The organism is Pseudomonas oleovorans subsp. oleovorans (assembly GCF_002197815.1).
Classification (GTDB): domain Bacteria; phylum Pseudomonadota; class Gammaproteobacteria; order Pseudomonadales; family Pseudomonadaceae; genus Aquipseudomonas; species Aquipseudomonas oleovorans.
The window spans coordinates 60,419-80,556 of the sequence record NZ_NIUB01000023.1; the positions used below are offsets into that span (position 1 = coordinate 60,419).

At 61.0% G+C, this 20,138-nt stretch carries 16 protein-coding genes, 1 tRNA gene and 3 pseudogenes; 6 read left to right on the forward strand and 14 right to left on the reverse strand.

Annotated elements, in window-relative coordinates; genetic code table 11:
- Positions 1–82: 82 nt before the first annotated feature.
- Complete coding sequence (locus PSOLE_RS14780) at positions 83–409, reverse strand: hypothetical protein (protein ID WP_074860010.1); 327 nt, start codon at positions 407–409, stop codon at positions 83–85.
- Positions 410–536: 127 nt separating this feature from the next.
- On the opposite strand from PSOLE_RS14780, the gene PSOLE_RS14785 reads away from it, so the two are divergent.
- On the forward strand, positions 537–1,004 hold the full coding sequence (locus tag PSOLE_RS14785; protein WP_074860008.1) for an Lrp/AsnC family transcriptional regulator: 468 nt from the start codon (positions 537–539) through the stop codon (positions 1,002–1,004).
- 137 nt (positions 1,005–1,141) lie between these two features.
- Here PSOLE_RS14785 and PSOLE_RS14790 read toward each other — a convergent pair whose 3' ends face one another.
- The 11 genes from PSOLE_RS14790 to PSOLE_RS14840 form a co-directional block, all read right to left on the reverse strand.
- Positions 1,142–1,813 (reverse strand): DUF502 domain-containing protein, encoded by a 672-nt coding sequence (locus PSOLE_RS14790; RefSeq protein ID WP_074860006.1) that lies wholly within the window; start codon positions 1,811–1,813, stop codon positions 1,142–1,144.
- 191 nt (positions 1,814–2,004) lie between these two features.
- A complete protein-coding gene (dctM, locus tag PSOLE_RS14795; RefSeq protein WP_055985258.1) occupies positions 2,005–3,285 on the reverse strand; it encodes a C4-dicarboxylate TRAP transporter large permease protein DctM in 1,281 nt (426 codons plus the stop codon).
- Complete coding sequence (locus PSOLE_RS14800) at positions 3,282–3,911, reverse strand: TRAP transporter small permease (RefSeq protein WP_074860004.1); 630 nt, start codon at positions 3,909–3,911, stop codon at positions 3,282–3,284. The genes dctM and PSOLE_RS14800 overlap by 4 nt, the downstream gene beginning before the upstream one ends.
- A gap of 134 nt (positions 3,912–4,045) precedes the next feature.
- Positions 4,046–5,038 (reverse strand): C4-dicarboxylate TRAP substrate-binding protein DctP, encoded by a 993-nt coding sequence (dctP, locus tag PSOLE_RS14805; protein ID WP_003464359.1) that lies wholly within the window; start codon positions 5,036–5,038, stop codon positions 4,046–4,048.
- A gap of 306 nt (positions 5,039–5,344) precedes the next feature.
- Positions 5,345–6,730 carry a sigma-54-dependent transcriptional regulator gene (locus PSOLE_RS14810; RefSeq protein ID WP_074860002.1) on the reverse strand — a complete coding sequence of 462 codons (1,386 nt, stop codon included), beginning with the start codon at positions 6,728–6,730 and terminating at the stop codon, positions 5,345–5,347.
- Positions 6,727–8,541: a sensor histidine kinase gene (locus PSOLE_RS14815; RefSeq protein ID WP_074860000.1), complete on the reverse strand. Its 1,815-nt coding sequence runs from the start codon at positions 8,539–8,541 to the stop codon at positions 6,727–6,729. Before PSOLE_RS14815 ends, PSOLE_RS14810 begins: the two co-directional genes overlap by 4 nt.
- Positions 8,542–8,630: 89 nt before the next feature.
- Entirely contained in the window at positions 8,631–9,494 is an 864-nt protein-coding gene (gene rfbD / locus PSOLE_RS14820) for a dTDP-4-dehydrorhamnose reductase (protein ID WP_074859997.1), read from the reverse strand.
- The gene (rfbC, locus tag PSOLE_RS14825) at positions 9,491–10,039 is read right to left on the reverse strand and encodes a dTDP-4-dehydrorhamnose 3,5-epimerase (protein WP_074859995.1); all 549 of its coding nucleotides are present in this window, start codon (positions 10,037–10,039) and stop codon (positions 9,491–9,493) included. The genes rfbD and rfbC overlap by 4 nt, the downstream gene beginning before the upstream one ends.
- Positions 10,036–10,908 (reverse strand): glucose-1-phosphate thymidylyltransferase RfbA, encoded by an 873-nt coding sequence (rfbA, locus tag PSOLE_RS14830; RefSeq protein WP_074859993.1) that lies wholly within the window; start codon positions 10,906–10,908, stop codon positions 10,036–10,038. Before rfbA ends, rfbC begins: the two co-directional genes overlap by 4 nt.
- A 12-nt stretch (positions 10,909–10,920) precedes the next feature.
- Entirely contained in the window at positions 10,921–11,982 is a 1,062-nt protein-coding gene (gene rfbB, locus PSOLE_RS14835) for a dTDP-glucose 4,6-dehydratase (RefSeq protein ID WP_074859991.1), read from the reverse strand.
- A gap of 134 nt (positions 11,983–12,116) precedes the next feature.
- Positions 12,117–12,190, reverse strand: a tRNA-Ser gene (locus PSOLE_RS14840).
- Positions 12,191–12,379: 189 nt separating this feature from the next.
- Here PSOLE_RS14840 and PSOLE_RS14845 point away from each other — a divergent pair.
- The 4 genes and pseudogenes from PSOLE_RS14845 to PSOLE_RS14860 form a co-directional block, all read left to right on the forward strand.
- Positions 12,380–13,753: a tyrosine-type recombinase/integrase gene (locus PSOLE_RS14845; protein ID WP_038823682.1), complete on the forward strand. Its 1,374-nt coding sequence runs from the start codon at positions 12,380–12,382 to the stop codon at positions 13,751–13,753.
- 512 nt (positions 13,754–14,265) lie between these two features.
- On the forward strand, positions 14,266–14,556 hold the full coding sequence (locus PSOLE_RS25190; RefSeq protein ID WP_125835804.1) for an ATP-binding protein: 291 nt from the start codon (positions 14,266–14,268) through the stop codon (positions 14,554–14,556).
- Positions 14,498–15,901 (forward strand): AIPR family protein, encoded by a 1,404-nt coding sequence (locus PSOLE_RS14855; RefSeq protein ID WP_157831708.1) that lies wholly within the window; start codon positions 14,498–14,500, stop codon positions 15,899–15,901. The genes PSOLE_RS25190 and PSOLE_RS14855 overlap by 59 nt, the downstream gene beginning before the upstream one ends.
- Before the next feature lie 243 nt (positions 15,902–16,144).
- A pseudogene (locus PSOLE_RS14860) lies at positions 16,145–16,911 on the forward strand (IS3 family transposase); the annotation flags it as partial.
- Here the strand turns inward: PSOLE_RS14860 and istA are convergent.
- A pseudogene (istA, locus tag PSOLE_RS14865) lies at positions 16,910–17,893 on the reverse strand (IS21 family transposase); the annotation flags it as partial. The pseudogenes PSOLE_RS14860 and istA overlap by 2 nt on opposite strands.
- A 567-nt stretch (positions 17,894–18,460) precedes the next feature.
- Here istA and PSOLE_RS24720 point away from each other — a divergent pair.
- A pseudogene (locus PSOLE_RS24720) lies at positions 18,461–18,770 on the forward strand (DUF3363 domain-containing protein); the annotation flags it as partial.
- A 122-nt stretch (positions 18,771–18,892) separates the two neighbouring features.
- Here the strand turns inward: PSOLE_RS24720 and arcC are convergent.
- Positions 18,893–19,819 (reverse strand): carbamate kinase, encoded by a 927-nt coding sequence (arcC, locus tag PSOLE_RS14875; protein WP_074859985.1) that lies wholly within the window; start codon positions 19,817–19,819, stop codon positions 18,893–18,895.
- Between the last annotated feature and the right edge of the window lie 319 nt (positions 19,820–20,138).

The following is a 20,138-nucleotide window of genomic DNA, read 5'->3' on the forward strand; positions in this document are numbered from 1 at the left end:
TTTTTCAACGGCCTTGCAGCCTGGCTAGGATGCCCGAAAAGCAGCACAAGGGCGAAGGCCCGTGCGTGATTGAGTCGCCGCTTCAGGCCACCTCCGTGACCAGGCTGTGATCCAGGTGTTGCCAGGTCACCTCCCATACGCAGACCAGGCTGCGCAGTTTCTGCGCCAGCACGCCGGCGCGATGCAGCGACAGGCCAGACAGACGCAGGCTGATATGCAGGTCGTCCTGTAGGCGTTCCATGTGCAAGGCCTCAGGTAATAACTGCAATTGTGCAAACAGCCCCAGCAGGCGGCACATCACGTCGGCTTCGGCGTCGGTGCGCAGCTGGTATTCGATACAGGCATCGCCGCGATCCTGCCAGGGATCGTGGCGGTTATGGGCGGACGGAAACGGGGTGGTATCTGGCATGGCGGAAGCTCGGGCAGGTTTTGCTTAAGTTTCCGCCCTAATTCGGCAAAAGTTCTGCCTGGTTTTCTGGGTTATTCCAGGTTTCATGGATAAACTTGCCTTGTTAATCGGGTATTGGGGGTTTTTTATGTCCATCGTGCTGGATGCTTACGACCAACGCATTCTTGCCCTGCTACAGGAAGATGCTGGTCTCTCCACTGCGGAGATCGCCGAGCGCATCGGTCTGTCGCAGTCGCCGTGCTGGCGCCGTATCCAGCGCCTCAAGGAGGAGGGGGTGATTCGCAAGCAGGTCACCCTGCTCGATCGCAAGCGCATCGGCCTGCACACGCAGGTGTTCGCTCAGGTCAAGCTCAACGCCCATGGGCGTTCCAACCTGACCGAGTTCGCCGAGGCCATGCGCGAGTTTCCCGAGGTGCTGGAGTGCCATGTACTGATGGGCGCGGTGGATTTCATGCTGCGCATCGTCACCCGCGATATCGAGGCGTATGAGCGCTTCTTCTTCGAGAAGCTGTCGCTGGTGCCAGGTATCCAGGAGGTGAACTCGATCGTGGCGCTGTCGGAGATCAAGTCCACTACTAGCTTGCCGCTTGCCTAGGAAACACTGAAAAAGCTGTCATGCCCGCGCAGGCGGGACAGCAGCCCTATCGCTGAACAGCGCTTGCGCTGGCCTGTAGATCTCGAGCCTTCGAATTTCCTGGGCTCCCGCCTGCGCGGGAGTGACGCAGGACATATTCAGGGTTTGATCACTACTGGCGGCGATTGCTCGACGTTGCGCCTGCTGGGTGGCGTGAGCCCCATGGACACATAGATGCTGGTCAGCTGATCCACCCCCATGTCGGCGGCGCGGATCCATTCTTGCGGTACGTAGAGCAGGCCGCCGCCCACCGGAATCGGCGCGGTGGGAATGAGGATGGCGCAGTAGGGGCGGCCTTCCAGTTCGACCGTCTCCGAGCTTGGGCGCAGGGCCAGTACCGCTGCGCCGTCACCGCCGAAGAAACACCAGACCGGCGCCATGGTGGTGATGTCCGGGTTCTTGCTCTTGTCCAGCAAGCCAACGAAGCGGTCGGCCAGGTTATAGAAGTTGCCGATCAGCGGCGTGCGCCGCAGGGTGCGGTCGAGCAGCCAGGACAGGGGCCGGCGTAGGCCCAGTTGCACGGCCAGGCCCAGTGGATAGAGGCTGGCCAGCAGTACCAGGCTGCCCAGCAAGTAGGCCAGGTAGCTGTTGCTGGAAAAGGGCTGGCCGAGGGCAGCGAATACTTGGCCGATCAGGGTCGAAGGTCCGACCAGACGATTGAGCAGGCTGAATATCCAGGCCAGCAGTGCCAGAGTCAGAACCAGTGGCAGCAACGACAACAGGCCTGTAAACCAGGTGGTGACGATGGATTTCAGGCTGCGCTTGATCATGTGACGGTTTCCTTGGCGATATCGAGCGTAACTTTACGTGACCACAGGCGCTTGTGTGCACTGCTGTGGAAATGTGCACGCACTCAAATGGCTACAGTAGTTTTCATCAGATTATTTCGCGCAAAAAAAGCCCGGCACAAAGGCCGGGCAGAGTGGGTACATGGAGTACCAAACAGCGTAGGTTTGAACCCTTACATGCCGAGCATGTTCGGCAAGCCGAGCGACACGGCAGGCACGTAGGTAATGATCACCAGGAAGCTGAGTAGCAGCATCAGCCATGGCATCGCCGCGCGGATCACCGCCGTCAGCGGCATCCCCGTCACCGCCGAGGTGACGAACAGGTTCAGCCCCACCGGTGGCGTGATCAGGCCGATTTCCATGTTCACCACCATGATGATGCCCAGGTGGATCGGGTCGATGCCCAGTTGCATGGCGATCGGGAACAGGATCGGCGCCAGGATCAGGATGATCGCCGACGGCTCCATGAAGGCACCGGCGATCAGCAGCACGATGTTCACCACCAGCAGGAACTGCCACGGCTGCAGACCCAGATCCACCACCCAGGCAGTGATCTGTTGCGGAATCTGCTCGGTGGTCAGCACGTGGGCGAAGAGCATGGCGTTGGCAATGATGAACATCAGCATGATGGTCAGCTTGCCGGACTCCAGCAGCACCTTCGGGCACTCGCGGATGCTCAGGTCCTTGTACACGAACAGGGCAACGAAGCCGGCGTATACCGCGGCCACGGCCGCAGCCTCGGTCGGGGTGAACATGCCGGTGTAGATACCACCGAGGATGATCACCATCAGCAGCAGGCCCCAGAACGCCTCACGGGCGGCGCGCAGCCACTCGCGGAAGCTGGCGCGCGGCAAGGCTGGCAGCTTCTTGATGCGCGCGACGATGTAGATCGCAATCATCAACACCAGGCCGAGCATGATGCCGGGGATCACACCCGCCATGAACAGCTTGCCCACCGACTGCTCGGTGGCGGCGGCGTACACCACCATCACGATCGACGGCGGAATCAGGATGCCCAGGGTACCGGCGTTACAGACGATGCCGGCGCCAAACGCCTGCGGGTAACCGGAACGCACCATACCGGCGATGGCAATCGAGCCCACTGCGGCCACGGTCGCCGGCGAGGAGCCGGACAGCGCGGCGAACAGCATGCACGCCAGTACCGCACCGATGGCCAGACCGCCACGGATGTGGCCGACGCAGGCGTTGGCGAAGTCGATCAGGCGCTTGGCCACGCCGCCGGTGGTCATGAAGGCACCGGACAGCAGGAAGAACGGAATGGCCAGCAGGGTGTAGTGTTCGGAGGTCTCGAACAGCTTGATCGCCAGCGAGCGCACCGAGTCCGGGCTGAACAGCATGATGGTGATCGAACCGGCCAGGCCGAGCGAGGCTGCAATCGGCACGCCGATGAACATCAGCAAAAACAGCAGCAGGAAGAGGAACAGAACGGTCATTGCTTGGGCTCCTCATGCTCATTGATTTTCAGGGCGTCAGCGGCTTCATCCGCCAGACCGAGGCCGGTCTGCTGGTCACGCAGAATACGCACGAGGATTTCCAGGAAGCGGATGAACACCATGGCGTAGCCGAAGGGCACGATCATGCCGATATGCCATTGCTGGATGCCGTAGTGGCCGAGGTCTTCGGCGCCGATGCCGGCGGTGAACAGGGTGTGCACCCAGTCGAAGCTGCCGACGGCGATCAGGCCGGCGTAACCCAGGCAGGCCGAGCAGGCGATCACGCCGATGACGCGCTGCACGCCGCGCGGAGCGAGCTTGACCAGGGCGTCGACGCCGATGTGGCCGGCCGTGCGCACGCCGTAGGCCAGGCCGAAGAAGATCAGCCAGCCGAACAAGGCCTTGGTCAGGGCATTGCTCCAGGTCATCGCCTGGGCCATGTCGAGAATGGCGTCGCCGATACCGAGCAGAAACTCGTTACCGCCGAAATAGTCACCCAGCCAATAGAACAGGGTGTAGAAGTTGTTGAGGATCACGTAGACGAAAGTGATCAGCGTCATGGCCGCCAGGAGGAAAGCGATGAAGCCTTCCTCGAAGCGCTCCCAGACGCGCCGCAAGGCGTTCATGGTCGGTTCTCCCGAATGGAAAGGGCGTAAGGCGAACCGAGGGCCGGCTCACCGGTTGCTGCATGTTTCGATGCCCTTTGCGGGCGTCGTGGTGGAGCAGGGCAATTGCACCCTGCCCACCCGGCTCTCCGGCCTTATTGCTGGTTGGCGGCTTGCGCGGCCTTGATCAGGTCGGCACCGATCTCGCCTTCGAACTTCTGCCATACCGGCTGCATGGCGTCGCGCCATTGGCCGCGCTGCTCAGGCGTCAGGGTCAGGATTTCGGTGGTGCCGGCTTCCAGGATGCGCTGCTTGTCGCCTTCGTTGAGGGCGTCAGCCTGTTTGTTCACCTCGACGGTGACCTCGGCGATGATCTTGTTCAGCTCGTCGCGTACGTCAGCCGGCAGACCGTCCCAGAACTTGGTGTTGGTGATCAGCATGTAGTCCAGCAGGCCATGGTTGGACTCGGTGATGTACTTCTGCACTTCGTGCATCTTCTGGCTGTAGATGTTCGAGTACGGGTTCTCGGCACCGTTGACCACGCCAGTCTGCAGGCCTTGGTAGACCTCGGCGAAGCTCATCTTGCGCGGGTTGGCGCGCACGGCCTTGAACTGCTCTTCCAGTACGGCGGAGGCCTGTACGCGGAACTTCAGGCCACGGGCGTCCTTCGGCTCCAGCAGCGCCTTGTTGGCCGACAGCTGCTTCAGGCCGTTGTGCCAGTAGGCCAGGCCGGTGATGCCCTTGTCGGTCATGGAGGTCAGCAGTTTCTGACCTTCAGGGCTGTTCTGGAAGCGATCAACCGCAGCCATGTCGTCGAACAGGAACGGCAGGTCGAATACCTGCAGCTGCTTGGTGTAATGCTCGAACTTGGCCAGGGACGGGGCGATCATCTGTACGTCACCGAGCAGCAGCGCTTCCATTTCCTTGCCGTCACCGAACAGCGAGGAGTTCGGGTAGACCTCGACCTTGACCTTGTCGCCCAGGCGCTCTTCAGCCAGTTGCTTGAACAGCACGGCACCCTGACCTTTCGGGGTGTGCTCGGCAACCACGTGGGAGAATTTGATGACGATCGGGTCGGCAGCGTGAACCACGCCAGCGATGGACAGGGACAGGGCGCAAGCCAGCGCCTTGGCAGTCAGTTTGAACATGCGGATGCTTCCTCTTGTTGTGTTTATCGCATTGGCGCCAGTGGCGCTGCTAACGAACGGACAAGAGCAAGTCTAGGCGGCTTGGAGAAAAACGCCGGTGGCATCAGCGAGGCCTGGACTTGTGCTTGTGGGTTCGCTTGAGGCTAGCCTAGAGCAACCCTTGTGCCAGTCTGCTGTCGTTGGATTCCACGCATCGGGGAAAAGCCCGTGGTTGAGGGCTTTGATGGCTCTTTGCCGAGGGGCTGGCGGGTTCATGAACCCGCCGCCGGCAAGTCTTTGGTGATGGATTTGGCGGTTTGCCGCCAGTCAGTCGAAGTCCTCTGGCGAGCTTCCGCCAGCGCCGGAGAAGGTCAGGCCATGTTTGCGCAGTTTGTCGTGCAGGGTCTTGCGCGGTACGCCCAGGGCTTCGGCCAGGCTGCGTAGCGAGCCGTGCGGACGGCTCAACTCGGCGGCGATCAGCGCGCGCTCGAAGGCTTCGACCTGCTCGCTGAGCCCGCCATTGACCGGCGGCAGACTGGGCGCGTTGCTGTCGAGTGCCAACTCCAGGCCCAGCGCAAAGCGCTCGGCGGCGTTCTGCAGTTCGCGCACGTTGCCCGGCCATGGATGACGCAGCAGCAGCGCACGCTGCCCAGGTTGCAGTTCACGTGGCGCCAGGGCGTGGCGGGCGGCCGCCCCTTCGGCGAAATGCTGGAACAGCAGCAAGGCGTCCTCGCCGCGCTCGCGCAGCGGCGGGATGGACAGCGGTGCGACGTTGAGGCGGTAGTACAGGTCGGCGCGGAAGCGGCCGGCATCGGCAGCCTGGCGCAGGTCTTCCTTGGTCGCGGCGATCACACGGATGTCCAGCGGGATCAGCTGATTGCCACCCAGGCGTTCGACCACGCGCTCCTGCAGAAGACGCAGCAATTTGACCTGTACGTCCAGGCTCATGCTCTCGATCTCGTCGAGGAACAGGGTGCCGCCGTTGGCGAACTCGAACTTGCCGATACGCCGTTTCTGCGCGCCGGTGAAGGCGCCGGCCTCATGGCCGAACAGCTCGCTTTCCACTACCGACTCGGCCAGTGCACCGGCGTTGATGGCGACGAATGGCCCGTCACGACGACTGGACAGATCGTGCAGGGCGCGTGCGACCACCTCTTTGCCGGCGCCGGTCTCGCCGAGAATCAGTACATCGGTGGCGATGCTGGCCAGTGCATCGATCTGTTCGCGCAGGCGCTGCATGGCCGGCGATTGGCCGACCAGACGACTGGACAGCTGCTGGCGGTCATTGAGCGCCATGCGCAAGCTGCGGTTGTCCAGCACCAGGCGGCGCAGCTCCAGCGCGCGGCGTACGCTGTCGAGCAGGTCATCGTTGGCGAAGGGTTTTTCCAGGAAGTCGTAGGCGCCAGCGCGCATCGCCTGCACGGCCAGCGGCACGTCACCGTGGCCGGTGATCAGCAGCACCGGCAGCTCGGCATCACGCTCGCGCAGCTGCTGCAGCAGTTGCAGACCATCGATGCCGGGCATGCGGATATCGCTGACCACCACGCCCGGCCAGCCTGCCGGAATGCGTGCGGCCAGGCCCTGCGCATCGCCCAGGCTGAGCACCTTGAGCCCGGCCAGGTCGAGCGTCTGGCTGAGCGCCTGGCGCAGGTGGGCGTCGTCGTCGATCAGCAGTACCTGAATGCGGCTGTCGATGGCGCTGTCGCTGGTCATGGCGAAGGATCCTCGGAAGGTTGCAGGTTGACGCCGGGAGCGGCCAGGCGCAGGCGCAGGGTGATCAGTGCGCCACCCTCGGGATGATTGGCCAGCAGTAGCTCGCCGTCCAGTGCGCGGATCAGGCTGTCGCAGATGGCAAGGCCAAGCCCCAGGCCTTGGGCGCTGGTCTTGGTGGTGAAGAAGGGCTCACGTGCGCGTGCCAGGGATTCGGCCGAGAAACCGGGACCGTTGTCGCGCAGCAGCAGGTCGAGGTGCTCGGCCTGATGTTCGAGGCTGATCCAGATACGTCGTGGTGGCGCCTTGGCGACCAGCGCATCGAGTGCGTTGCCAAGCAGATTGCCGAGCACCTGGCGCAGGCGTGTCTCACCGGCCTGAACCCAGAGGGTGGCATCCGGCAGGTCGCGAATCAGTTCTACGTCCATGGCCCGGCGGCGCTTGGCCAGCAGGGCCAGGGCATCGTCCAGCGCCGGTTGCAGGGCGACGCGCTCCGGCGCATGGCGGTCGCGGCGGGCGAATGCGCGCAGATGGGCAATGATCGAGGCCATGCGTTCGGTCAGCTCGCTGATCAGCTTGAGGTTGGCACGGGCATCGTCGTTGCGCTGGTGATCGAGCAGGGTGCTGGCATTTTCGGCGTAACTGCGGATCGCCCCCAGCGGTTGATTGAGTTCGTGGCTGATGCTGGCGCTCATGGTGCCGAGCGCTGAAAGTTTGCCGGCCTGGACCAGCTCGTCCTGAGCGCGCACCAGTTCTTGCTGCGTCTGTTCACGTTCGAGCACTTCCTGCTTGAGGCGGCTGTTGAGCAGCTCCAGATCCTGCGTGCGTTCGGCCACGCGCTGTTCCAGTTCGGCCTTGGCGCGGGCGTCGAGGGCGATGCGTTCGAGGTAATGGCGGCGGCGCAAAATCAGCAGGCCGAGCAGCAACAGCAGCGCCAGCAAGGCTGCCGCGCCCACGGCCACGGCGCTGCGCACGGGGCGGTCGAGGAGGATACGCGGGGCGAGAATGCTCACCGTCCAGCCGGTTTCGTCCAGAACACGACTTTGTGTCAGCCAGGCGTTTGGGTCGATATCCAGGCGAGGTGGCGCCTGGGTCGGATAGGGCTGATTGGCGGCGATGGCCGATTGCTCGACCCGGTCCAGCGGGCGGCTGGCGTGGAAGCGCCAGTCCGGCCGCGAGGTGAGGATGACCACGCCATTGGTATCGGTCACCAGCAACCGTTCAGGCGTGTTGCCCCACAGCGTTTCGGTGTGATCAAGGTCGACCTTGACCACCAGTGCGCCGATATTGTGGTCGTCCTCGTGCACCGGGTAGGCGAAGTAGTAGCCGCGCTTGCCGGATGTGGTGCCCAGGCCGAAGAAGCGTCCCAGGCGCCCGGCCAGCGCTTCACGAAAATACGGGCGAAAGGCGAAGTTGCCGGCGACGAAGCTGTCGGGCTTGTCCCAGTTGGAGGCGGCCAGGGTGACGCCGCGATTATTCATCAGGTAGATCACGTCGGCACCGGTCTGCCGCTTGATGCGCGCCAGCAGGCGATTGGCGGTGTCCAGTGCGGCAGGGTCTTCGGGCGCGTGAAGGGCTGCGCGTACACCTGGAAGATCACCGAGAATCTGCGGCAGCACCTCGTAACGACGCAGCGTACCGAGCAGGTTGGCGACGTACAGGTCAAGGGTTTGCCGGTTCTGCTCGATCAGTACTTCGCGGTAGTAGCGCTCGGCCAGGAAGTGGACCGGCCACAGCAGTGGCGCAAGCAGCAGCGCCAACAGCACGAGGCTGCGCCAGCGCAGGCGACGGGGAGTGGCAGTGTTCGTGCTCATGGCAAACCGTGCAGAAATGATCGGCGCATTATGCACGTTAAGCGCGCGGCCGGTGATGGGCACTGGCCGCGCGGATGAAACGCAGGGACTCAGTTCATGCGTTGCAGACAGGCGTCCAGGGCGGTGTGCCAGTCCGGTAGGCGAACCTGCCAATCCTGCTCCAGGCGGTTACCATCCAGGCGTGAGTTGAGTGGGCGCTGCGCCGGCGTCGGGTACTCGGTGCTAGGGATGGGGCGCAACCTGGCGCAGGGCTTGCCGGCTGCACGCAGGCGTTCGGCGATGGCACTGGCGAAGCCGAACCAGCTGGTTTCGCCCTGGCAGGTCAGGTGGTAGGTGCCCCAGTGATGGCGCCCTTGCTGCCACTTGTTGATCAGCTCGGCGGTAGCGCTGGCGATACTGCCAGCCCAGGTCGGTGCGCCGATCTGGTCGTCGACCACGCTGAGCTCGTCGCGCTCCTGCAGCAGGCGCTGCATGGTCAGCAAGAAGTTGCGTCCGTGCTGCGAGTAGACCCAGCTGGTGCGCAGGATCAGGTGATCGCAGCCGCTGATGCGCAGCGCCTGTTCACCGGCCGCCTTGCTGGCGCCGTAGACGCCCAACGGGTGTGGCGTATCGGCTTCACGGTAAGGCGTGGTCTTGCTGCCATCGAAGACGTAGTCGGTGGAGTAGTGAATCAGCGGAATGTCCAGTTCGAAGCAGGCATCGGCGATGGCACGCGGCGCCTCGGCATTGACGGAGAAGGCCAGCTCGCGCTCCTGTTCGGCCTGGTCGACGGCGGTGTACGCGGCGGCATTGATCACCAGCGCCGGTCGCTCGCGCAGGATGATGTCGCCCAGGGTTTCCGGGCGCGACAGGTCGAATACCTGCCGGCCGAGACTGATCAGTTCATGCTCGCGCAGGGCCAGCTGCAGTTCGCGGGCGACCTGGCCGGTGTGGCCGCTGATCAGAATCTTCATGCGAAGGTCTCTGCATCGGTAAGGCTCAGGCCCTGCTGGTCCTTGGCTGAGAGTTGCGGCGTCAGGCCGTCGAGCGGCCAGTCGATGGCCAGTTGTGGGTCGTCCCAGCGGATGCAGCGCTCGTGAGCCGGGGCGTAGTAGTCGGTGGTCTTGTAGAGGAATTCGGCGTATTCGCTGAGTACCAGGAAACCGTGGGCGAAGCCCTCCGGCACCCACAGCTGGCGCTTGTTCTCGGCGGACAAATGCACGCCGACCCACTTGCCGAAATTCGCCGAATTACGACGTACGTCGACCGCGACGTCATAGACCTCGCCGGCACTGACGCGCACCAGCTTGCCCTGGGCCTGCTGCAGTTGATAGTGCAGGCCGCGCAGCACACCACGCACTGAGCGCGAATGGTTGTCCTGGACGAATTCACGGGTTACGCCGGTGGCTTCGGCAAAGCGCCGTGCGTTGAAGCTCTCGTAGAAGAAGCCGCGTTCGTCACCGAATACCTGAGGTTCGAGAATCAGCACTTCCGGCAATGCAGTGGTAATCACCTTCATGGGAGTTCCTCGGCAAGCTTGTACAGGTACTGGCCGTAGCCGGTCTTGCCCAGCGCCTCGGCGCACGCGAGTAGTTTGTCGCGGTCGATCCAGCCCTGCTGATAGGCGATTTCTTCCAGGCAGGCGACCTTCAGGCCCTGGCGCTTTTCCACGGTCTGCACGTAGTGCGAGGCATCGAGCAGGCTGTCGTGGGTGCCGGTGTCGAGCCAGGCGAAACCGCGGCCGAAGCGCTCCACGCGCAGGTCGCCACGGGCCAGATAGGCGTTGTTCACGTCGGTGATTTCCAGCTCGCCGCGTGGCGAGGGCTTGACCGCCTTGGCGATCTGCACCACATCGTTGTCGTAGAAATACAGGCCGGTCACGGCAAAGCTGGACTTGGGTTGTGCCGGCTTTTCCTCGATCGACAGCGCATTGCCAGCCGCATCGAATTCGACCACGCCAAAACGTTCGGGGTCGCTGACCCAGTAGCCGAAGACCGTGGCGCCACTTTCATGGCTAGCTGCACGCAGCAGTTTCTCGGTGAAATGCTGGCCGTGGAAGATGTTGTCGCCGAGGATCAGGCACACCGAGTCGTCACCAATGAACGACTCGCCGATCAGGAAAGCCTGCGCCAGGCCGTCGGGAGAAGGTTGCTCGGCATACTGCAGTTCGATGCCGAACTGGCTGCCGTCACCGAGCATCTTGCGGAAGTTGGGCAGATCTTCGGGGGTGGAGATGATCAGAATCTCGCGAATGCCGGCCAGCATCAGCACCGACAACGGGTAGTAGATCATCGGCTTGTCATAGATCGGCAGCAGTTGCTTGGACACGCCGAGGGTAATGGGGTGCAGGCGGGTGCCGGAGCCACCGGCGAGGATGATGCCTTTCATTATTCCTGCTCCTTAGAGTGCGCCGAGTCGCTGACCTTGATAACTGCCATCCTGCACGCGGCGGCACCAGTCGAGGTTGTCCAGGTACCACTGCACCGTCTTGCGCAGCCCGGTTTCGAAGGTTTCCTGCGGTATCCAGCCCAGCTCGCGCTCGATCTTGCCGGCGTCGATGGCGTAGCGCAGGTCATGGCCCGGGCGATCCTGCACGTAGGTGATGAGGTCTTCATAGCGCGCGATACCGGCCGGCTTATGCGGCGCCAGCTCCTCCAGCAACGCGCAGATGGCGCGTACCACATCCAGGTTCTTCTGTTCATTATGGCCGCCGATGTTGTAGGTCTCGCCGACCTGACCTTCGCTGACCACCTTGAGCAGGGCGCGCGCGTGGTCTTCCACATACAGCCAGTCGCGCACCTGCTGACCGTTGCCATACACCGGCAGCGGTTTGCCCGCCAGGGCGTTGAGGATCATCAGCGGGATCAGCTTTTCAGGGAAATGATAGGGGCCGTAGTTGTTCGAGCAGTTGCTGATCAGTACCGGTAGACCATAGGTGCGCTGCCAGGCGCGTACCAGATGGTCGGACGCCGCCTTGCTCGCCGAATACGGTGAGCTGGGCGCGTAAGGGGTGGTTTCGGTAAAGAGATCGTCGACGCCATGCAGGTCGCCGTAGACCTCGTCGGTGGATATGTGATGGAAACGAAAGGCCGCCTTGCGCTCAGCGCTCAGGCCAAGCCAGTAGGCGCGGGTGCTTTCCAGCAGGCTATAGGTACCGACGATATTGGTCTGGATAAAGGCCGCTGGGCCATCGATGGAGCGGTCGACGTGGGACTCGGCGGCCAGGTGCATGATGGCGTCGGGCTGGAACTCGGCCAGCGTCTGCGCGACCACAGGGCTGTCGGCGATATCCGCCTGGACGAAGCGGTAGCGCGGGTTGTCATCAACGGGGGCAAGCGATTCCAGGTTGCCGGCGTAGGTCAACTTGTCGAGGTTGAGCACCTGATGCCCGGTGTTTTGGATCAGGTGGCGAATCAGGGCTGAGCCGATGAAGCCGGCACCGCCGGTAACAAGAATACGCATCTGCTCAATAACCTCGCTATGTAACCTTTCGCCATACCCACGAGCCGAGTGCGGTAAGTGCACTGAACAAGCGACGGATGTGGGCAGGAGCAAAAACAAAAAAGGCCTGCATGAAAGCAGGCCTTGATATTAGATGGTGCCGGCACCAGGAGTCGAACCCGGGACCTACTGATTACAAGTCAGTGTCAAAGCTAGGTTTTCCACAGGCCGTATCAGCAAAATTGACAAGCCTTAAAGCTATCTAAGTGCATGAATATAAAGGTATGTATCGATTTTACTGGGCTGCGTAGAAAAATCTAACCGCTGTTTAATCTTTGGTCAAATCCCTACCCCAAACCTACCCCAGGCGCTATAGTCCTACCCCAAACCTACCCCGGTATTAGTCAGGAGCGGGCAGATGAAACAGCGCGGCGCGATGAAGGAACACATCCTCCAGCGGCTCAAGTACGACCCCCAGAAAGGACGTCAGGATTACCTCGATCCGCCCATGCCGGGGCAGGGTACGTTCGGGGTGCGGGTCAACAAAACATGCATAAGTTTCATCTTGCTCTACAGCTTTCATGGCCATCCCCGGCGCCTGACACTGGGCAAATACCCTGAGCTATCGCTTGCTGAGGCGCGTGCCAAGGCCGCGCAGGCCGGTGAGCTGCTGAAGCAGGGTATCGATCCCGGGCAGAAGAAAATCGTCGAGTTGGTCGAGTACCGCACCAGTCCGACGTTCGAAGAGGCGGTTGTCAGCTACCTAGAGTGGGCCGAGAAGAACAAGAAATCGTGGCGTGAAGATGAGCGCATGCTGCGCACTGAGTTTGTTCCGCACCTCGGGCGCACCAAGATCGGTGATGTCACGCGCAAGCAGGTCGTGGCGCTGCTTGATCATAAGGCCAAGACCGCGCCGGTGCAGGCCAACCGTCTGCTGGCCGTGATCCGAAAGATGTTCAACTTCTGCGTCGAGCGCGAGATCCTTGCTGCGACACCCTTGGTGCAGATCAATAGGGTGGCCAAGGAAACGCCACGGGAGCGCAGCCTCAATCGTCACGAATTGGTGTGGTTTCTGCACCAGTTGGCCGGTGCCTCGCTGACGACCAATACGCGGTTTTCCCTGTTGCTGAGTCTGATGCTGGCGCAGCGCTCGGGGCGTATCGTGGCTATGCGATGGGTCGATATCGACTTGGACGAGCAGATCTGGGATCGCAGTGGCAAGTTCGAGAAGAACAACAACCCGATTGCCATTCCGCTTTCGGACGATGTGCTGAGCATTCTGAATTACCTGCGTGAGCGGCAGATTCAGAAAGTGATTTCGAATGACCTTGAACACTGGGCTAATAGTAAAACTCAACCTAAGCCTGGGCAGTATGTGTTTCCAGGGCGTTGGCCTGCTAAACCGCAGACGCAGCCCTCGCTCAACCGCGCCATGCGCCGCTTCTACGATGACTACGTGAAGGATTCAGGTCGGGTCGAAGAGGAGAGTCTGCTGCGCGTTGCCGATGGCTATCCGCGTCCAACCGTGCATGACTTGCGCCGCACGGCAACCACGCACATGTCCAAGCATGGCTTGGGCAAGGACGTGCGCAGTCGCATCCTCAACCATAAGGACCTGTCGGTGGATGCGATCTATGACCGGTACTCATACTTTGAAGAAAAGGCTGAGGCTCTCCAGGGGTGGCATGACTATCTGAAGGGGTTGCTGCAGAAGGAGTTTGGTGACGTGGATTGGGTAGGGTTCTACGGGCGGCGCATGGAGGCCTCTGCACCAGATGATGAGGGGGAATAAAGCTATGTCCTGAGCAGCCTCGCTGCTGCGGGCGATCAGGGGTCGTTGATCAATCATTAGCCCGAGCCGCCTCCCTCCCCTGATTCCAGGCTGGTGGCGTGGGGGAGGGCGGTATTGCCAGCGTAATCTGTCTCACTGGTGCGTAGGATTTTCAGTCCTACTGTCTACACATTTAATTTCTCCAGCTTCATGATCGTAGTCGGTGTGGCCGACCTACAGGCAAGGTCAGCTACGAGCTGAGATCATAAGCTGTGGTAGTCGACTATGGCCGGCATCCAGTCTGATGCGGCAGGCTCAAAGCATCCAGTAGCGGGCATTGGCTCTATCTCCGATGCAACCCGGTGCAGAAAAGGGCGCGGCTAGGAAGTGGCCATTTGCCATGAATCTGGATAGTCTCGTACCCGTACTATGGCTAAGGATAATGTTGTAGTGGCTTGTTGCCATATTGCCCGGTGGTATGGGCTGAGGAGAGGGAATTGAGGATAACGAATCCGCCCCAGGCAAGGGACCTGATGGCGACCGCACGAAGTTTTGGTAACTACGACCTAGCGGCAGCTCTCGCGGACTTAATCGACAATAGCATCAAGGCCAAGGCCTCTCGGGTGGATATCTCGTTCGAGCCCGAGGAGAGTGATGTTGTCGTAAGGATCCGTGACGACGGGACTGGCATGGACTTGGAGACGCTAAAGATCGCCATGCGCCCCGCCAGTGCCAATCCACAGGATGAGCGGGAGCCCGACGATCTTGGAAGATTTGGCTGGGGACTGCTCGGTACTGGCCAAGGTCTTCGCCGCATTTGGTAATCGCCTACTCGAGCAGAACGTCAGGACGTACCTGCAGGCAAAGACCGGTGTCAACAAAGGCATTCTGCGCACCATCGCGGAAGAGCCCGGGATGTTCTTTGCGTACAACAATGGCGTAACGGCTACGGCGTCCTCCGTACAGACGCGAAGGCTCCCCAGCGGTGCATTGGCTATTTCCCACATCAAGGATTTCCAAGTTGTAAACGGAGGGCAAACCACTGCGTCTCTGCTCTATGCTCGCGATGGTTTGGGCAGGAACCTTGATCATGTTTACGTTCAGGTCAAGCTGTCCGTAGTGGAGGAGGATCGGTTAGCCGATGTGGTTCCCCGAATCTCCGAATACGCCAACACACAAAACAAGGTTTCGCTGGCTGATCTTGCCTCTAACAGTCCGGTACAGATCCGAATTGAACGCTTCTCCAAAGAGGTGTCCGTTCCCCAGAAAGCGGGCGAGCTTCACAGCAGCAAATGGTTCTATGAACGTGCTAGAGGCCAGTACAAGAATCTCTTCTCGTACAAGACGCCGTCTGAGCGCAAGAAGCTTGAGTTGATGTATCCCAAGACACGTCTCGTGACAAAGACCGACCTTGCGAAGTACGAGCTTTCCTTCGATGGGCGCCCCCAACATGTCAGTGAGGGCGCCCAGAAATGCTTCAACCGCTACACGACATCGGTGCTCGCGAAGCTCGGAGATGGATCCTCGCTCAGTGAAACCTGGTTCCGTCGGGCCATGGCTAAAGCATTGCTCTTCATTGACCTTGATGAAGCCGTGCAGAACTCGTCGTGGTACCAAGCAGACCGAGGCTATAAAGCTCAAATTGTCACGTACACGATTGCAGCCTGCGCTGACGGGTTCCGAGCAAAGGCCCAGCAGTTGGATCTGGATAGGATATGGCGAGAGCAGAGTGTTCCCTCAGCACTGCTTGGATGGATGCTAGAGCAGGCCCGTCTGGTGGCAGACATTCTGAGATCCCCGCCGGACAATGTCAGGAACATCTCAGAGTTCGCCAAGCGGGATTTCTGCTGGGAGCAGTATGTGAGGGGCAAGGTTGGCGTACCAAGCGAAACCGCCGCCCAGTTTGGTGTTTCGATCGAGGAATACTGTGACGAAGCACGACAGGGAAGCCGCGAAGGAGCCATGAATCTCGAGGTTGACTTCGATGTTGCCCTGTTTGGCTTGGTGCCCCGCGCGAACGACATCATCACCCAGGCGCAGAAGAATGGGATTGCATCACCCAAGAACATTAGTGCCTTGACCAAGATTGCTTCCGGCCGTCTGAACCTGTCCAAAGGAGAAAAGACAGCTTTGAAGTACCTGTTGGAACGATTGGAGATCGAATGCTGAGCAGAGACTGGCTCAGGTCATCGCGAGGTGCTCGCTGGGGCTGGCTGGTCGGAGAGGTTGGGCCAGGCCAGTGAATGGTAAAGCGGCGAAATCTTATGATTTACGCCGCTTGGTCATTTCAGTTCGTCGCTGAGCGCTCTGTCAGGCTCAACACTTTCTTGACGTCGCGAGCTGCGAGATCTGAATCGCCCCTAGTTTCGTAGACACCTCCAAGCCTCATAATGAGGCCCATCAGGAGGTGCCATGAGCAACCAGCGTTACCCCGAAGAATTCAAGATCGAAGCGGTCAAGCACATCACTGAGCGCGGCTTGCGTGTTGCCGATGTGGCAGAGCGTCTAGGTGTGTCCGCGCATAGCCTGTACGCCTGGGTAAAGCGCTACAGCAAGCCCCAAGTACAGCGGCAGCAGGTAGATGATCAGCAAGCCGAACTGCGTCGTTTGCGCGCTGAACTCAAGCGAGTGACCGAAGAGCGAGACATCCTAAAAAAGGCCGCCGCGTACTTTGCCAAGGAGTCCGGCTGAAGTACGCCGTTATCAGCAAGCTGTCGGTGGAGTACCCGGTGCGGCGCCTCTGCCAGACCCTCCAGGTACATCCCAGCGGTTACTACGCCTGGCTGGCCGAGCCGAAATCTGCACGCGCCAAGGAGGATCAGCGTCTGCTCGGATTGATCAAGCATGCCTGGTTGGAAAGCGGCGGGGTCTACGGCTACCGCAAGATCCACGACGACCTGCGTGAGCTGGGCGAGTCTTGTGGTCGGCACCGCGTGGCTCGCCTGATGCGGGGAGAGGGACTGCGCTCGCAGACCGGTTATCGTCGGCGCCTCGGGTACTATGGTGGCAAGCCGACTGTGGCCTCGCCCAACCGTCTGGAGCGGAAGTTCAACGTCAGTGAACCGAACAAGGTCTGGGTCACCGACATCACTTACATCCGCACCTATGAGGGTTGGTTGTACTTGGTGGTGGTACTGGATCTGTTTTCGCGCCAAGTGATTGGCTGGTCGATGAAGCCACCCGCGCCTTCTTCCACTCGGCGTAGACGTAGGGTTGCACCGGCAAGGGGCGCAGCGCCAGACGATCCAGAGCCTCGAAGGCCGAGTGCCGGGAGCCCGGCAGCTTGCGAAACGGGCGGCGATTGAGCCGCTCCAGCAACACGGAGATGGCGCTGTTGAGTTCATCCAAGGAGAAGAACTGACGGTTGCGCAGGGCCGCGAGGATCCAGCGCTCGACCACCTGCACGCCGACTTCGGCCTTGGCCTTGTCGCGCGGCTTACGCGCCCGCGCCGGCACCACCGCCACTCCGTAGTGCTCGGCAAGGTCGCGGTAGCTGGGGTTGATGTCCGGCTCGTAACGATGGGCCTTGCTTACCGCGCTGCGCAGGTTGTCCGGCACCACGATCTCCGGCACGCCGCCGAGGAAGGCGAAGCAACGGGTATGCGAGCCTAGCCAGTCCGGCAGCTGCTGCGACCAGGTGGCTTCGGCGAAGGTGTAGCTGGACGCGCCAAGCACCGCGACGAACACCTGCGCCCGGCGGATCTCGCCGCTGTGGCGGTCGATAACCGGCACCGTCTGCCCGGCGTAGTCGACGAACAACTTCTCGCCGACGCGATGCTCCTGGCGCATCACCACGTCCAGCTTGCCCTGCCAGGCCCGGTAGTGCTCGCAGAACCAGCTGTACTGAAAACCCTGCGGCTGGTTCAGGCGGTACTCCTGCCAGAGCAGCGCCAGGGTCACGCCGGGGCGACGCAGCTCGGCATGCACCCAAGACCAATCAGGCAGCGGTCGTTGTTCGGAGGGTACCGCCGGCGGTGGCGGGAACAGCTGCTGCTCCAGTTCGGAATCGGACAACGAACAGGGCCAGGCTAGACCGCTGGCGGCAAAGCGGTTGAGGTAATCGCCGACGGTGACACGACCGACCTGCACACTGACTGCAATCTGGCGAGCCGATAGCCCGACCTCGAACTTGAGACGAAGTACTTCGCGAATCTTACGCATGGATAAACGCTCCACGACGACCTCTCTGCTTCGAAAAAGAGGTCGATGGTAGTGAAGAAATCCTGCGTTACTGCCTGCCCGGTTGAGTGGCCGGATGGCCGTGGAATCAGTGGCCGGATCACCGTGGAATCGGTGGTCAGATGCTTATGGAATGGGTGGCCAGATGACCGTGGAATCCGCACTATACCTAGTGAGAGGCTATGAACCAGCTGTTCCTTTGGACTTCGATTCTGCGGCCCGACGGAGCGTCCCGAATGAGTTGTCTCAAACCGGGAAGCGAATCTTGCGTTGTTTTCGGTAGCTGCTGCTCAGTTTTGAAGTCAGCGCGACTTCTAGCTCTTTCGCCGCCATATTCCCGGCCGCCTTTCCGCTCTGGTTCTACCCGATCACTCTCCTGCTGACTAGAGTGCTACTCCTAGGTTGGCAAATCGGGCTCGTTTGGATTTTCGGCACGTTGGCCTTTCGTGATGGCTACCTGCGTATCGGGCTATGAACGGTTGGGCCGGTGGGGCACTGGTGGCATTTGGGTTCCAGAAGATCTTCGCGCGCTGAGACGCCTGAGCAGTTCAAGGTCGTCGTGTAATCCTGACGCGTAACCTGCAGGCGACGTTGCGCAATCGAGAGCGAACCCAGTTCGCTCTCGAGATCGCCGCCGAAACGGGGTTAGAGCACCGACCAATCCTTGATGATCGGCGCGTGATAGGCATCTACGGCGTAGCGTCTGCTCGCCAGTGGACGTTACGCCGTGCTCGATGACGGTAAGGGATTCAGCCTAATGCCGTGAACCCCATCATCGAACAACGACTCGGGCAGCAAATTGCAGTGACCCATGCGCCATGGCAGAGTGTTCTGGGAGATTAGTCGGTCGCAAGGCTGAGATGTAGAGTCGAAGCATACTGGTGAAAACCAAGTGAACCTCGTAGCCCTCTAGATTGTCTCGAGTTTGTCCAAGTTATCGCGATGCAGATGGCCGGGCTCGAACATGTTGGCATCTCTCCTTCAGCGATAGGCGATGGCGCTGTAATCCAGGCTGATCCGGGTACCGGATTTGCCCTGGACGATGGCCTCGATATTCTCCAGCGAGCCGATCACCGCCGTGCTGCCAGTGTTGCGGGCGAACTCGCAGGCGGCTTGCACCTTCGGCCCCATGGAACCGGCAGCAAAACCGAGTTTGTCCAGCTCGTCGGGGTGAGCTTCGGCGATGGATTTCTGCGTCGGCTTGCCCCAGTCGATATAGGTGGCGTCGACGTCGGTGGCGATTACCAGCAGGTCTGCGTTGAGCTGTTCGGCGAGCAGTGACGAGCACAGATCCTTGTCGATCACCGCCTCCACGCCATGCAATTTGTTGCCGTCGTACATGGTGGGAATACCGCCGCCACCGGCGCAGATCACCACGCTGCCTTTTTCCAGCAGCCATTTGATTGGGCGAATTTCGAAGATGCGTTGTGGCCGTGGGCTGGCCACGACGCGGCGGAACTTGTCGCCGTCCGGGGCGATGTTCCAGCCTTTCTCAGCGGCCAGGCGTTCGGCTTCTTCCTTGGCGTAGACCGGGCCGATAGGTTTGGTTGGTTTCCTGAACGCCGGATCGGCGCTGTCCACTTCGACCTGGGTGAGGATGGTGGCGAAGGGCACCTCGAACGGCAGCAGGTTGCCCAGCTCCTGCTCGATCATGTAGCCGATCATGCCTTCGGTTTCGGCGCCGAGTACATCTAGCGGGTAAGGGTTGGCAGCGTCGAAGGCATTGCCCTGCAGGGCTAGCAGGCCGACCTGCGGGCCGTTGCCGTGAGCGATCACCAGCTCGTTGCCCGGTGCCACCTTGGCGATTTGTTCGCAGGCGATACGCACGTTTTCACGCTGGTTTTCTGCGGTCATGGCTTCGCCGCGGCGAAGCAGGGCGTTGCCGCCCAGGGCGATGACGAGTCGCATGGTGTGGGTTCCTTTGTCTGTTGTTCGTAGGCAAGCAATCTGCCTGGTTCATGTTCGAACGGCTCCCTCTCCCATTCATGGGAGAGGGCTGGGGAGAGGGTGGTACAGGCGACTCGGAGTCGCCGGACAGACCCTCTCCCCCGGCCCCTCTCCCGCAAGCGGGAGAGGGGAGAAAAACTCATCTGGCTTTGCGTAATTACATGGACTCGCCCACGCCGAGGCGTCAATGCGCCACGGTGGCAGTCTAAGAAGCCAACGGCAGCGAGGGCGAGTCCATGAAAAAGCATACAGCAACTAATCAATCCCAGGCCTTAAACGA